Consider the following 14712-nt stretch of genomic DNA (forward strand, 5'->3'; position numbering starts at 1 on the left):
CCGCGAGCGCGCAGAATGCGCCGCCGGCCTACCTGAAGCAGAGCGACACACCGTGGTCGGTGTTCGGCCGGATCGTCGCGGCGCGAGCGCGGCGGCTGTTCGATCGCGCCGGCCAGCGCATCACCCAGCGCACGTTGCGCATCGGCGTGTCGGCGCGGATCTTCCATCCGGAGCCGGGCGCGAAGGGGCTGCGCGGCAAGACGCTGCAGTATCTCGAGGAATCGATCGCCCACTGGGTGATGTCGCGCGACGTGCTCGTGTTCATGATTCCGACCGTCGGCCATCAAGGCATGATCCATCCGAGCAACATCCGCCTGCGCGATTACGCGAAGCATCTCGATGGCCTGCTGCTGCAAGGCGGCGCCGACGTATCCCCGCAGACCTACGCGGCGTCGGACGCGCGTCCCGAATGGCCGGGCGATCGCGTGCGCGACATGTACGAGCTCGAGCTGCTGCACGAATTCGTCGAGTCCGGCAAACCCGTGCTCGGCGTGTGTCGCGGCTGCCAGCTGATCAACGTCGCGTTCGGCGGCTCGCTGTACCAGGACATCGCCACCGACGTGCCGACCGCGAATGCGCACGTGAGCGAGCATTACGACCAGCATCGTCACGCGATCCGCTTTCCCGATTCGTCGACGCTCGCGAGCATGTTCCCGGGGCGCAGCGAGGCGATCGTCAACTCGATTCACCACCAGGCGATCCGCGATCTCGGCCGCGATTTGAACATCGAGGCCGTGTCGGCCGGCGACGGGATCATCGAAGGCATTCGCCATCGGCGTTCGCCGTTCGTCGTCGGCGTGCAGTGGCATCCGGAGTTCCATCGCGCAGGCGGCTCCGAACTGCTCGACTGCACGCCGCTGCTCGATGCGTTCCTGCGCGCGGCGCGCGAAACGCGCCTGTAGCACGCCGAATTTTCCGTGTTGGACGAAGGCCGGCCGCGTCTCGATAAATTCGAGATGCGGCCGTTTCGTTTTGAACGATAATCGCGAGTTCCGATTCGTTCGCCGGAGTCTGACGTTGGCTTTCCGAAACTTTTCCCCTGCACGATGCGCAACGTGGATCGTTGCACTGGTTGCCTGCGCGCAAGCGGGCACGGCCTGGTCCGCCGAGGCAACCGCCCCCGTCGCCGGTACGCGTCCGGCGGTCACGAGCCTGAGCGGCAGCGCGTCGCCTGCGGCATCGGCCGCGGCCGAGACGGACGCCGCCGCGCAAGGCAACGTCGCCGAGCTGACGCAGATGCTGCACGACGGCCGGATCGTCGAGATGCGTACTACGTACAACGGCAGCTACGGCGCGAGCCTGATGTTCGATCCGCGCGAGATGACGTATTACGTCGCGCTGTTCCAGGACAAGAATCTGTGGCGCGTGATCCGCTCGCAGGAAAAGAATCGCGCGGAGATGGTGTACGCGAACTTCGTCCAGCAGACCGCGCAGCTCGCCGATATCGAGATCCGCCGGACCGAGCTGCAGGCGCAGAAGGCATTTCTCGAACGCGTGATCGCGCTGCAGGCGAATCGTGCGCAGCAGTTGCAGGCCGACCTGAGCGTCGCGCGCAGCCAGCAGGCCGAAGTCGCGCAGCGGCAGCGGTCGGCGCAGGAGCAGGCCCAGGCGCTGCAGGTCGAGAAGCGGGCTGCGCAGTTGCAGTTGCGCGATCTGCAGGAGCAGGTGCGGCAACTCGAGAGACAGAACGAGACGGGGCTGCCCGCGCACAAGTAACGATTCGTCGAACGGACGGAGCGAGACGAACGAAAACCCGGCGAAGCGATCTTCGCCGGGTTTTTTATTGCGCGGGCGTCAGTGCGCGAACGCGTCCGGCACGTCGGTCACGCGACGGTGCGACAGTTGCGACGTCCAGTCGAAACCGGCCACGCTCGGGTGCGCCGGGCGGGCCGGCTGCGTGGCGCGCAGCGCGTTCGCCATGGCGATCAGCGTGGCCGGATCGTCGAGTGAGTCGCGTGTATCGCGCGTGTCTGCCGTGCGCGGCGGTGGAGCGAGCCGATCGTGTGTGCCGGTGTTGGTCGCAGCGCGCTGGAGCGGCGCACGCTGGGTCGGCGGATGTGCGGCGAGTCGCGGCACGACCGGTGTGTGGGCCGGTGCCGGCATCGTGCGCTGGCCGGTTGCCCGACGGGGCGACGCAGGCGCGCCGTGCCGCATGTCGGACGCCGTTTGCGGATGAAGCGATGGGGGGCGAAGCGGGGCGCGGTGCGTGGCGGGCGGCGTTTTCATCGTGTTCGCGACAGGCGCCGCGACCTTGCGCTGCGGCACGGCGTTCGTCGAGGTGGCCGGGTGAGTCGCGGCCATATGTATGGTGCCGGTCGACGTCGTGACGTGATCGGCCATACCGCCGGTCGCTTGAATCGCATACGCGGGACCGAAGCCCGCGGGCGGGTCGTACGTGCCGATCAGCCAGCCGATGATGCCGAGTGCGCCGATGCTCCAGTAGAGCGCGTACATCGCGCGCCGGTCACGAGGGCGGCGATGGCGCAAGCGCCGGCCGGCGGCCGCAGCCGGCGGGGCAGGCAGCCCGCCCGAAGCCGGCAGCGCGGTCGCCGGCAGCGGTTGCCACCGGCATGCGGAGTGCGGCCAGTCGACGTCGATGCAGGACGTCGTCAGTGTCGCGAGGCAGTTCTTGCTGGACCGTGCACCGGGGGCACCGAGAAATCGCCATTCGCGACCGAACGGCGGGACCTGATCGAGCGGGTTGATGCGAGGGCGGGCGAGCGCGCCTTCGACCGGGACGAGGGGCGATGGGATCATGAAAGGGGTACGTCGTGCGACACGGGCGACCGTGCCGGCGCGGCGCGGAAATGTCGTCGCAAATCGTGACATTGTGGTCAGCCGGCGAAGGCAGGTCGATCAGATCAATCTGATTCTTGTGCCTTTTTGGGGGCGACTTGTACGAGGCGGATGCCGCGACGGTCGTGACAGGGGCGCCAAGGGGCACCACAAGGCAAATGTCGGCCTGGCGTGGCATGATTCGCGAATCATGCCGGCGGCGCGCCGTTACGCGCCGTGCCGCCGGCGGGCAGCGATGCCCGGGCGCGCGGGGCTCACCCTGCGCGTCGCGCATCGTCGGATTCATGCGGCGGCGCGGTATTCGCGCCACCCGAGCTGAGCGAGAAAATATGTCCACAGCGTCCCCTGCGATCGCGCAGGAATCGAAAGTCCGCACCGTCTTCCGGGTCGTCAGCGGCAACTTCCTGGAAATGTACGACTTCATGGTCTACGGGTATTACGCGTCGGCCATCGCGAAAACGTACTTTCCGAGCGGCAACGCGTTCGCGTCGCTGATGCTGTCGCTGTCGGTATTCGGCGCGGGTTTCCTGATGCGCCCGGTCGGTGCGATCGTGCTCGGCGCGTACATCGATCATCACGGCCGCCGCAAGGGGCTGATCCTGACGCTCGGGCTGATGGCGATCGGCACGCTCACCGTGGCTGCGATCCCGGGCTACGCGACGATCGGCGTGCTCGCGCCGGTGCTCGTGCTGCTCGGCCGGTTGTTGCAGGGCTTCTCGGCGGGCGTCGAGCTCGGCGGCGTGTCGGTCTACCTGTCGGAGATCGCGACGAAGGGCCACAAGGGGTTCTATACGTCGTGGCAGTCGGGCAGCCAGCAGGTGGCCGTCGTGTTCGCCGCGTTCGTCGGTGTCGTGCTGAACCGCGCGCTGCCGGTCGAGGAAATGACCGCGTGGGGCTGGCGCATTCCGTTCCTGATCGGCTGCCTGATCGTGCCGTTCCTGTTCCTGATCCGCCGGTCGCTGAAGGAGACCGACGAGTTTCTTGCGAAGCGTCACCGGCCGACGATGGGCGAGATCATGCGCTCGATGCTCGACAACTGGGGTGTCGTGGTGGCCGGCATGGGGATGGTGATCATGACGACGGTGTCGTTCTACATGATTACCGCCTACACGCCGACCTTCGGCAAGGAAGTGCTGCACCTGTCGTCGCTCGACGCGCTCGTCGTGACCGTTTGCGTCGGGATCTCGAATCTCGTGTGGCTGCCGCTGTCCGGCGCGCTGTCCGACCGCATCGGTCGCCGCCCGGTGCTGATCGCCTTCACCGTGCTGACGCTGGTGTCGGCTTATCCGGCCGTGCTGTGGCTCGTCGGCGATCCGTCGTTCCTGCGGCTGCTCGCGGTCGAGCTGTGGCTGTCGTTCCTGTACGCGTCGTACAACGGCGCGATGGTCGTCGCGCTGACCGAAGTGATGCCGGCCGACGTGCGGACGGCCGGCTTCTCGCTCGCGTACAGCCTGGCCACGACGATCGGCGGCTTCACGCCGGCGATCTCGACGCTGCTGATCCACCAGACGGGCAACAAGGCGGCGCCGGGGCTGTGGCTGAGCGTGGCCGCGATCTGCGGCCTGATCGCGACGCTCGTGCTGTATCGCACGGCCGATGCGCGCAACCAGTACAAGTCAGCCTGACGGCGGCCGGTATATCGCGCGGTGTCGGCCGCGCATCACATCGAAAAGGGAGCGCGATGCGCTCCCTTTTTCGCTTGCGGTCATGCGTTGCGCAGCATGTCGGCCACCGAGGCCGCCACGTCGCGCCACGCGCCCGGGGCCGGCTGGCGGGCGATCCTGGCTCGCGGATACCACGGACAGTCGTCGCCGGTGAACCAGCGCCAGTCGGCCGCGAACGGCAGCATGACCCACAGCGGCTTGCCGAGCGCGCCCGCGAGGTGCGCGACCGCCGTGTCGATCGTGACGACGCCGTCCAGGCGCTCGATCAGCGCGGCCGTATCGGCAAAGTCGTTCAGCCGGCCGTCGAGACGATGCACGCGCGGATGCGCGTCGACGCGCGCCCGTTCGTCGTCGTCGAGCGCGGGCTGCAGCACGATCCAGTCGATGTCCGGCAGCGCGAGCAGCGGCGCGAGCGCGTCGAACGGCATCGAGCGGTTTTCCTGCGCCTGCCGGCGCCCCGACCATGCCAGGCCGAACTTGCGCTTCGATTGCCCGCCGAGCGAACCGCGAAAGCGTCGCCGGGCGCCGTCGGGTGCGTCGAGGTAGCGCGAGCCGACGATGTCGTCCGGCTGCAGCCCGAGCAGGAACGGCAGGCTCATCAGCGTGCACGCGACGTCCGCGGCAGGCGGCTTCGCGGCGCCTTGCGGGACGAGCGTCACGCGCCAGCGCGATGCGGCCGGCGTCAGCAGCGCGACGAGTTCCGGCTGGACTTCGAGCACCACGCGCGCGCAGCGTGCGCGGGCCAGCGGCACGAAGCGGACGAACTGCAGCGTGTCGCCGAACCCCTGTTCCGCGCGGATCAGCAGCGTGCGCGACGCGATCGGCTCGCCGTGCCAGCGCGGCAGCGCGCCGAGCGGTGTCGCGCCGGGCGTCTCGTGGCGCGCTTCGTAGGCGGGCAGGCCGCGCGTGAAGTCGCGCAGCGTCAGCAGCGTGACCGCGCGGTGCAGCCGCGCGAGCGTGAGATCGGGCGCGACCCGCAGCGCCTGGTCGAAAGCACGCAGCGCCATCTCGTGCGCGCCGAGCGCGTGATGCGCGTTGCCAAGATTCAGCCATGCGAGCCCGAACGACGGATCGAGCCCGACGGCACGCTCGTAGTAGGGCAGCGCGTCGCGGTGGCGCGCCTGCGCGCAGAGCGCATTCGCGAGCCCGAACAGCGCGAGCGGAAACGGCGGGTGCAGCGCGAGCGCGGCTTCGAATGCCGCGGCTGCCTCGGCATGCCGGCCGACCGCGTCGAGCGTGTTGCCGAGATTGAAATGCGCGGCGACGAACCGCGGCTGCGCGGCGATCGCGGCCTGGAAGTGCGTGATCGCCTCGTCGGCGCGACCCATCGCGCTCAGCGCCATCGCGAGGTTGTTGTGCGCACCCGCATGCCCGGGCCGGAGCTCGAGTGCGCGACCGAACGCGGCGAGCGCGTCGTCGTGGCGGCCGAGCGCGTTCAGCGCGTTGCCGAGATTGTTGTGGATCGACGCGTCGTCGGGCGTGAGCCGCAGCGCACGACCGAAGGCGTCGATCGCATCGTCGTGACGCTGCAGTGCCGCATACGCGTTGCCGAGGTTGTAGTGCGCGAGCGGAAATTCGGGCGCGAGCGTCAGCGCGTTGCGAAAGCGGTCGATCGCTTCGTCGAGCCGGCCGAGCGCTTTCAGCGCGTTGCCGAGATTGAGCTGCAGCGCGGCATCGTCCGGACGCAGCGCGACGGCGCGGCCGACGAGATCGGCCGCCTCGGCGTGCTGGCCCTGCTGGTGCCGCAGCACGCCGAACAGGTGCAGCGCATCGGCATCGGCGGGGTTGGAGGCGAGCGCGTTGCGATAGCCGTGCTCGGCCTCGGCGAGGCGGCCGGCACGGTGCGCGGCGTACGCCTGGTCGAATGCGGAATCCATGACGCGAAAACTGGCGGAAAGCGCGTATTTTCCCACACCGCGCGGCGCGGCCGCGTATCGGCCGGTCGGCATATGGCCCCGTGACGCGGAGCGGCGTAGACTTGCAGAGTCGCGTGTCATCGAGGTTCTCATGGCTGACACACTGCCTGATATCCCGCCCGTGCTGATCGTCGGCGCGGGGCCTACCGGCCTCGCCGCGGCGATGAGCCTCGCACGGGCCCGCGTGCCGGTGCGCATCATCGATCGTCTCGTCGCGCCCGCGCCGTTTTCGCGTGCGATCGGCATCCAGGCGCGCACGCTCGAACTGCTGGAGCAGCATCGCGCGGTCGAGCCGTTTCTCGCGCTCGGTCATCGCGCGCATGCGGCCGAGCTGCACGCCGACGGCCGCGTGATCGCACGGCTCGATTTCGATCCGCTGCGAACGCGCTATCCGTATCTGATGTTTCTCGACCAGAGCGTTACCGAGCGGCTGCTCGCCGAGCACCTGGCCGGCATGGGCGTGAGCGTTGAACGCGGGACGGTGCTGACCGGCTGCGATGCGGGCGGCACGTCGCTCGACGTGACGCTGCGCCGCGCCGACGGCCGCGACGAGTCGTTCGCTCCCTCGTACCTGATTGCCGCCGACGGCGCGCACAGCACGGTGAGGCATCTGCTCGGCCTGGGCTTTGCCGGGCATGCGTTCGAACAGACTTTCCTGCTGGCCGATTTCGCGGCGATACCCGACTGGCCGGACGAAGAGATTCATCTGTTCACGACACCCGCCGGCATCGCGGGCCTGTTTCCGATGGGAGGCGGCCGTTACCGGCTCGTCGCGGACCGGCCGCCCCGCAGCGACGCGTCGCCCGACGCGCCGGCGCCGTCGCTCGACGAATGCGACGCGATCATCCGTGCGCGCGTCGGCGCATCGATCTCGCCGAGCGATCTCGCGTGGTCGTCCTATTTCCACCTGCACAGCCGGATGGTCGACCGGCTGCGTCACGGCCGCGTGTTCTTCGCGGGCGACGCCGCGCACGTCCACAGCCCGGCCGGCGCGCAGGGCATGAACACCGGCATCCAGGAGGCGTTCAACCTGGGCTGGAAGCTCGCCCGCGTCCTCGGCGCAGGCGCGCCCGAGCGATTGCTCGACACGTATCACGCGGAGCGCCACCCGATCGAGCGGGACGTATTGCGGCAGACCGGTTTCGTCACGCAGATCGTCGAAGCCGAGCGCGGCGCGATGAAGCTGCTGCGTGATCACGTCGTGCCGCTGCTGGCGTCGTTCGGGCCGATGCGCGACGCGGTCAGGCGCACGGTCAGCGAGCTCGGCGTGCAATACCGGAAGAGTCCACTCACGCTCGAGCGCGTGCTCGACGGCGGCCCGCGCGCGGGCGAGCGGGCGCCCGACGCACTCGTACACGTGCTCGACGGGCCGCTCGGTCGCGCGCCCGGTACGGCGCGGCTATACGATCTTCACGATCCGGCCTGCTTCACGCTGTTGCTGCTGGAAGAGCCGATGAATGCCGACGCCGGCGAGGTGCCGCCGATCCCGGCCGATGCGCAGGCGCTCGTGCAGGGGCTCGAGCGGATCATGCCGGAAGCGGTGCGCGTGTGGCGTGTCGCCGATGCCGAAGGCGATGGTACGGCCGGGCTCGCGCAGGAATACGGCCGCTCGCGCCCGTCGTTCTATCTGCTGCGGCCCGACGGCTACGTTGCCGCGCGCGGGCGCACGGCAACCGACGCGAACGCGCTGCTGCGCCACTGCGAAAGCTGGTTCGCGGGCATGTCGGTATCCGCGTAGCCGCGCGGTCAGGCGGGCGCCGCGGCGGGGACGAGCGACGCGCGATGCGCGGCGATCGCATCGCGCACGATCGGCGTCGCGCGTTGCCCGGCTTCGCTCGACGGATCGGCGAGCGCGGCGAGCAGCGCACGGCGCATCCGCGGCTCCCAGAAGCGCCGGATATGCTCGGCGATCCCGGTCAGCGCTTCGTCGCGATCGGGCATCGATTCGAAGAATGCGCCGATCTGGTTGGCCATGTCGATCAGGTGTTCGCTGTTCATCGCAGTCTCACTTGCCCGTCGTCACGGCGGCCGGCTCGGCGGCGCGGCGCTCGAGCAGACCGAGCTGCTCCGAGTTGAAGCGCGCATACGCTTGTTGCCAGTCGGACGGTTGCGCAACCGGCAGCACCTGAACGGCCGTCACCTTGTATTCCGGGCAGTTCGTCGCCCAGTCGGAGCTTTCCGTCGTGATCACGTTCGCACCCGATTCGGGGAAGTGGAACGTCGTGTAGACGACGCCCGGCTGCATGCGCTCGGACACCAGCGCGCGCAACACCGTCTGACCGGCACGCGACTCGATGCCGACCCAGTCGCCCGTCCGGATTCCGCGATCTTCCGCGTCGTGCGGATGGATCTCGAGGCGATCCTCTTCGTGCCACCGGACGTTCTCGGTCCGGCGCGTCTGCGCGCCGACGTTGTATTGCGACAGGATGCGGCCCGTCGTCAGGATCAGCGGATAGCGCTGCGTGACTTTCTCCGGCGTCGGAATGAACTTGGTGATCACGAACCGGCCCTTGCCGCGCACGAACGTGTCGATGTGCATGGTCGGCGTGCCTTCCGGCGCGTGTTCGTTGCACGGCCACTGGATGCTGCCGAGCGCGTCGAGTTTCGCGTACGACACGCCCGAGAAGGTCGGCGTGAGCCGCGCGATCTCGTCCATGATTTCCGACGGATGCGTGTAGTGCATGTCGTAGCCGAGCGCCTGCGACAGCAGCAGCGTCACTTCCCAGTCCGCGTAGCCCGCGAGCGGCGGCATCACCTTGCGCACGCGCGAGATGCGGCGCTCCGCGTTCGTGAACGTGCCGTCCTTCTCGAGGAACGTCGAGCCCGGCAGCAGCACGTGCGCGTATTTCGCGGTTTCGTTCAGGAAGATGTCCTGCACGACGATGCATTCCATCGCCGACAGCGCGGCCGCGACGTGCTGCGTGTTCGGGTCCGACTGGACGATGTCCTCGCCCTGGCAGTAGAGCCCCTTGAAGCTGCCGTCGAGCGCCGCGTCGAACATGTTCGGGATGCGCAGGCCGGGCTCCGGCTGCAGCGTGGCCGACCAGGCTTCTTCGAACTGCGTGCGCACGACCGTGTCGCTGATGTGCCGGTAGCCGGGCAGTTCGTGCGGGAACGAGCCCATGTCGCACGAACCCTGCACGTTGTTCTGGCCGCGCAGCGGATTGACGCCGACGCCTTCGCGGCCGACGTTGCCGGTCGCCATCGCGAGGTTCGCGATGCCCATCACCGTCGTCGAGCCCTGTGCGTGTTCCGTCACGCCCAGGCCGTAATAGATCGCCGCGTTGCCGCCCGTCGCGTAGAGGCGCGCGGCCTCGCGCACCAGTTCGGCCGGCACGCCCGTCACGTCGGCGGTCGCCTCGGGCGCATTGTCGGCCTGCGCGACGAAGTCGCGCCATTGCTCGAACGCACGCGTATCGCAGCGCTCGGCGACGAATGCGTCGGCCACCAGCCCTTCGGTGACGATCACGTGCGCCAGCGCATTGACGATCGCGACGTTGGTGCCCGGGCGCAACTGCAGATGATGCGTGGCCTTTACGTGCGGGCCGTCGACGACGTCGATGCGGCGCGGATCGATCACGATCAGCTTCGCGCCTTCGCGTATGCGCCGCTTCAGCCGCGAGCCGAACACCGGATGGCCGTCGGTCGGGTTCGCGCCCATCACGACGATCACGTCGGCCTGGCCGACCGAGGCGAACGTCTGCGTGCCGGCCGATTCGCCGAGCGTCGTCTTGAGGCCATAGCCGGTCGGCGAGTGGCACACGCGTGCGCAGGTATCGACGTTGTTGTTGCCGAACGCGGCGCGCACGAGCTTCTGCACGAGATAGGTTTCCTCGTTCGTGCAGCGCGACGACGTGATGCCGCCGATCGAATCGCGGCCATACTTCTGCTGCAGCTTGCGGAACTGCGTCGCCGCGTAGGTGAGGGCTTCGTCCCAGCTGACTTCGCGCCACGGGTCGGTGATCTTCTCGCGGATCATCGGCTTCGTGATGCGGTCCTTGTGTGTCGCGTAGCCCCACGCGAAGCGTCCCTTCACGCACGCGTGGCCTTCGTTCGCGAGCCCGTTCTTGTGCGGCGTCATGCGCACGACCTGCGTGCCCTTCATCTCGGCCTTGAACGAGCAGCCGACGCCGCAGTACGCGCAGGTCGTGACGACCGAGTGCTCGGCCTGCCCGAGCTGCACGACGGATTTTTCCTGCAGCGTGGCCGTCGGGCAGGCTGCCACGCACGCGCCGCACGACACGCATTCCGACGCCATGAACGATTCGCTTTCGCCGGCGGCGACGCGCGATTCGAAGCCGCGCGCGGCGATCGTCAGCGCGAACGTGCCCTGCGTTTCCTCGCACGCGCGCACGCAACGGTTGCAGACGATGCACTTCGACGGGTCGTACGTGAAGTACGGGTTCGATTCGTCCTTCGTGTCCTTCAGGTGATTCGCGCCATCGAAGCCGTAGCGCACTTCGCGCAGGCCGACCACGCCGGCCATGTCCTGCAGCTCGCAGTCGCCGTTGGCCGGGCAGGTGAGGCAGTCGAGCGGATGGTCGGAGATGTACAGCTCCATCACGTTGCGGCGCAGCGACTGCAGCCGGTCCGACTGCGTGCGCACCTTCATGCCGGCTTCGGCGGGCGTCGTGCACGACGCCGGATAGCCGCGTCGGCCCTCGATCTCGACGAGGCACAGCCGGCACGAGCCGAACGGTTCGAGCGAATCGGTCGCGCAGAGCTTGGGGACGTTGACGCCGGCTTCGATCGCCGCGCGCATCACCGACGTGCCGGCCGGCACCGTGACCGGCTGGCCGTCGATTTCGAGCGTGACGTCGGTGTCGGCATGCCGTTGCGGCGTACCGTAGTCGGTGTCGTCGAACGGATCGAATGCGCGCGCCTGGGCGGCGCTCTTGCACGCGCATTGGCCCGAGCCGCAGCCGCCTTGGCGGACGTTATTCGTGTCGAGGGACATGCAGGGCTCCTTCTGGGTCAGGCCGCAGCCTTGACCGGGCCCGACGCGGCATCCTTGCCGGCAGCGAGCCCGAAATCTTCGGGGAAATGGTCGAGCGCGGACAGCACCGGGTACGGGGTCATGCCGCCCATCGCGCACAGCGAGCCGGCGAGCATCGTGTCGCACAGGTCGCGCAACAGCGTGACCTGCCGCTCCGACGTATCGCCGTGGCGAATCCGCGCGATCGTCTCGACGCCGCGCGTGGAGCCGATTCGGCACGGCGTGCACTTGCCGCACGATTCGATCGCGCAGAACTTCATCGCGTATTCGGCCAGCTCGGCGAGATTCGACGTGTCGTCGTGCAGCACGATGCCGCCGTGGCCGACGACCGCGCCGATCGCCGTGTACGCCTCGTAGTCGAGCGGCACGTCCCACTGATGGTCGGGCAGGTAGGTGCCGAGCGGGCCGCCGACCTGCGCGGCGCGTGCCGGCCGGCCGCTGGCCGTGCCGCCGCCGAAGTCGAACAGCAGTTCGCGCAGCGTGACGCCGAACGCGAGCTCGACGAGGCCGCCGTGACGGATGTTGCCGGCAAGCTGGAACGGCAGCGTGCCGCGCGAGCGGCCCATCCCGTAGTCGCGATAGAACGTGGCGCCGCGCGCGAAGATCACGGGCGCCGTCGCGAGCGTGATCACGTTGTTGATCACGGTCGGTTGGCCGAACAGGCCCGCGAGCGCGGGCAGCGGCGGCTTCGCGCGCACGACGCCGCGCTTGCCCTCGAGCGATTCGAGCAGCGCCGTTTCCTCGCCGCATACGTACGAGCCCGCGCCTTTCGCGACGTGCAGCTCGAACGCATGCGCGGAGCCGAGCACGTGCTCGCCGAGCCAGCCGGCTTCACGCGCGCGGACGATCGCGGCTTCGAGCGTCGCGATCGCGTGCGGGTATTCGCTGCGCACATAGATGTAGCCGACCGTCGCGCCGGTGGCGACGCCCGCGATGATCATCCCTTCGATCAGGCAGTACGGATCGCATTCCATCAGCAGGCGGTCGGAGAACGTGCCCGAATCGCCTTCGTCCGCGTTGCATACGATGTATTTCTGCGCGGCGCGTGCTTGCCGCACGGTACGCCACTTGATGCCGGCCGGGAACGCCGCGCCGCCGCGGCCGCGCAGCCCCGATTCGATCAGCGTTTCGCAGGCGGCGTCGCCATCGAGCGCCAGTGCGTTCTTCAGGCCGGCGAGGCCGCCGTGCTGCAGGTAGTCGTCGATCGACAGCGGATCAGTCAGGCCGATCCGCGCGAACGTGAGCCGCTGCTGACGGGCGAGGTAGGGCAGCGCGTCGACGAGGCCGACACTGCTCGGATGCGTGCCGCCTTCGAGCCAGCCGGCGTCGAACAGGGCCGGCACGTCGGCGGCCGACAGGTTCGCATAGCCGACGCGGCCGGCGGCCGTCCCGACCTCGACGAGCGGCTCGAGCCACAGCAGCCCGCGCGACCCGTTGCGGATCAGTTCGACCGCGATGCCGCGCCGTTCGGCTTCGGCCACGATCGCGGTGGCGAGCGCGTCGGCGCCGAGCGCCAGCGCGGACGAATCGCGCGGAACGTAGATGCGGGTCGTCATGCGGCCTCCGGTGTGTGGGCGACCGCGTCGGCCAGCAGCGCGTCGAACTTCTCCGGCGTGACCTTGGCGTGGAGCACGCCGTTGACCGTCATCGACGGCGATTGCGCGCACAGTCCGAGGCAATAGACCGATTCGAGCGCGACGTCGTCCGGCGTACGGGGCGCGGCGGCATCGCCGTGCGCGGCATCGAACCGGCAGCCGGTGCGGGCTTCCGCATGGGCGGCGAGCGTTTCGCAGCCCATGCTGCGGCACGCTTCGGCGCGGCACATCTGGATCGTCACGCGGGCGGGCGGCGCGGTGCGGAAGTGATGGTAGTAGGTCAGGACGCCGTGCACTTCCGCGCGCGACAGGTTCAGCGCCTTGGCGAGCGGCGCGACGCAGCCCGGCGGCACGTAGCCCGCGTCGTCCTGGATCGCGTGCAGGATCGCGACGAGCGACCGGCCGGCGCGCGCATGGCGCTCGACGAGCACGTCGGGCGCAGGGGAATTCGGGGACATCGTTATGCTCCTCCAAAGTCTCATATGCGCTCGCAATTCATATATGGCGCAGCGGGACTTGGTTCTGATTGATTTTGACCAACGATAAGCGGAAGATTTCGCGGTCGCAATAGGAAATTGGAGTGCATAATTGATTCGAATCGAATGCGACGCGTATCTGACCGTACGCGACACGGAAGGCCGCTCGGCCAGTCTGTCCGACGTCGCTCCACTGCTGGAACTCGTGGCGGAGACGGGCAGCATCGCGCAGGCCGCGCAAGCCAAGGGACTGTCGTACCGGCATGCATGGGGCATGCTCCGCGCGCTGGAATCGTGCATCGGCGGGGAGTTGATCGAAACCGCGCGCGGCAAGGGTTCGACGTTGTCGGCGCTGGGGCAGGCCGTCGTCGATGCGCAGCGTCTGGCACGCAGCCGCCTCGACGGGAATCTGCGCACGCTCGCGGCCGAGGTGGCCAGTGAGCTGAACCGGCGGCTCGCGCAGCGCGACGGCGCCGTGCGCATTCATGCGTCGCATGGTTATGCGGTCGCGACGCTGGTCTCCGCGCTCGTCGATGCGCAGGCGGCCGTCGACATCAAATATCGCGAGAGCGTCGAGGCCGTGCAGGCGCTCGCGCGCGGCGAATGCGACCTCGCCGGCTTCCATTTGCCGCGCGGCGCGTTTCGCGCGCAGTGCGCGCAAATCTACCGGCCCTGGCTCGACGACACACGCCACGTGCTGATCCACCTGACGCGCCGCCAGCAGGGGCTGTTCGTGCCGCGCGGCAATCCGAAGCAAGTGCGCGGGCTGGCGGATCTGGCGCGCAACGACATCCGCTTCGTCAATCGCCAGCCGGGGTCGGGCACGCGCATGCTGCTGGATCTCGCGTTGCGCGCGATCGGCATCGATCCTGAGCGCATCGACGGCTATGCGTCGGCCGAACTCACGCATTCGGCGATCGCGGCGTTCGTCGCGAGCGGCATGGCCGATCTCGGTTTCGGCGTCGAGCCGGCCGCCCGTCACTTCGGGCTCGACTTCATCCCGATCGTCGACGAGGATTATTACTTCGCGTGCGAACGTGCGCGGCTCGATGTGCGGCCGCTCGCCGATGTGCTGGCGCTGCTGCGCGACGCGCGGTTCGTCGAGCGCGTCGCGCATCTCGACGGCTACGATCCGGCCGCGTGCGGCGCGCTGGAACACATCGCGACGGGGCTTGCCGGCAGCGACGGCACGAGCGTGCCGGATCGCAATTCCCCGTAACGAGAACGCGACCGGACCGCGCTGCAGCAGTGGGGGATTTGCGCTACGCT

11 protein-coding genes are annotated in these 14712 nt (G+C 68.8%); 5 read left to right on the forward strand and 6 right to left on the reverse strand.

Annotation, left to right across the window (positions count from 1 at the left end; genetic code table 11):
• Both JMF86_RS04730 and JMF86_RS04735 read left to right on the forward strand, forming a co-directional pair.
• The coding region (locus tag JMF86_RS04730) for a gamma-glutamyl-gamma-aminobutyrate hydrolase family protein (protein WP_201316774.1) at positions 1-902 on the forward strand (902 nt) is incomplete at its 5' end.
• Between the two features lie 115 nt (positions 903-1017).
• Positions 1018-1716, forward strand: a complete 699-nt coding sequence (locus JMF86_RS04735; RefSeq protein ID WP_012328113.1) for a DUF2968 domain-containing protein — start codon at positions 1018-1020, stop codon at positions 1714-1716.
• A 78-nt stretch (positions 1717-1794) separates the two neighbouring features.
• Here JMF86_RS04735 and JMF86_RS04740 read toward each other — a convergent pair whose 3' ends face one another.
• Entirely contained in the window at positions 1795-2757 is a 963-nt protein-coding gene (locus JMF86_RS04740) for a hypothetical protein (protein ID WP_230463116.1), read from the reverse strand.
• 368 nt (positions 2758-3125) lie between these two features.
• On the opposite strand from JMF86_RS04740, the gene JMF86_RS04745 reads away from it, so the two are divergent.
• Complete coding sequence (locus JMF86_RS04745) at positions 3126-4421, forward strand: MFS transporter (RefSeq protein ID WP_011694210.1); 1296 nt, start codon at positions 3126-3128, stop codon at positions 4419-4421.
• 80 nt (positions 4422-4501) lie between these two features.
• Here the strand turns inward: JMF86_RS04745 and JMF86_RS04750 are convergent, their stop codons facing one another.
• A complete protein-coding gene (locus JMF86_RS04750) occupies positions 4502-6409 on the reverse strand; it encodes a tetratricopeptide repeat protein (protein WP_175803957.1) in 1908 nt (635 codons plus the stop codon).
• Between the two features lie 58 nt (positions 6410-6467).
• Here JMF86_RS04750 and JMF86_RS04755 point away from each other — a divergent pair, with 58 nt between their 5' ends.
• Complete coding sequence (locus JMF86_RS04755) at positions 6468-8114, forward strand: FAD-dependent monooxygenase (protein WP_201316775.1); 1647 nt, start codon at positions 6468-6470, stop codon at positions 8112-8114.
• An 8-nt stretch (positions 8115-8122) separates the two neighbouring features.
• On the opposite strand, the gene JMF86_RS04760 is transcribed toward JMF86_RS04755, so the two are convergent.
• The 4 genes from JMF86_RS04760 to JMF86_RS04775 are packed head-to-tail and all read right to left on the reverse strand — an operon-like array spanning position 8123 to position 13425.
• Positions 8123-8374 carry a formate dehydrogenase subunit delta gene (locus JMF86_RS04760; RefSeq protein WP_201316776.1) on the reverse strand — a complete coding sequence of 84 codons (252 nt, stop codon included), beginning with the start codon at positions 8372-8374 and terminating at the stop codon, positions 8123-8125.
• Between the two features lie 7 nt (positions 8375-8381).
• The gene (gene fdhF, locus JMF86_RS04765; protein ID WP_201316777.1) at positions 8382-11333 is read right to left on the reverse strand and encodes a formate dehydrogenase subunit alpha; all 2952 of its coding nucleotides are present in this window, start codon (positions 11331-11333) and stop codon (positions 8382-8384) included.
• Between the two features lie 17 nt (positions 11334-11350).
• On the reverse strand, positions 11351-12928 hold the full coding sequence (locus tag JMF86_RS04770; protein ID WP_054927510.1) for an NADH-quinone oxidoreductase subunit NuoF: 1578 nt from the start codon (positions 12926-12928) through the stop codon (positions 11351-11353).
• Complete coding sequence (locus JMF86_RS04775) at positions 12925-13425, reverse strand: NAD(P)H-dependent oxidoreductase subunit E (RefSeq protein WP_006476589.1); 501 nt, start codon at positions 13423-13425, stop codon at positions 12925-12927. The genes JMF86_RS04770 and JMF86_RS04775 overlap by 4 nt, the downstream gene beginning before the upstream one ends.
• A 130-nt stretch (positions 13426-13555) precedes the next feature.
• Here JMF86_RS04775 and JMF86_RS04780 point away from each other — a divergent pair, with 130 nt between their 5' ends.
• Positions 13556-14662 (forward strand): substrate-binding domain-containing protein, encoded by a 1107-nt coding sequence (locus JMF86_RS04780; RefSeq protein WP_054927511.1) that lies wholly within the window; start codon positions 13556-13558, stop codon positions 14660-14662.
• The last annotated feature ends 50 nt before the right edge of the window (positions 14663-14712 follow it).

The sequence above is a fragment of the Burkholderia sp. E168m15 genome, assembly GCF_016586105.1.
Classification (GTDB): Bacteria; Pseudomonadota; Gammaproteobacteria; order Burkholderiales; family Burkholderiaceae; genus Burkholderia; species Burkholderia orbicola.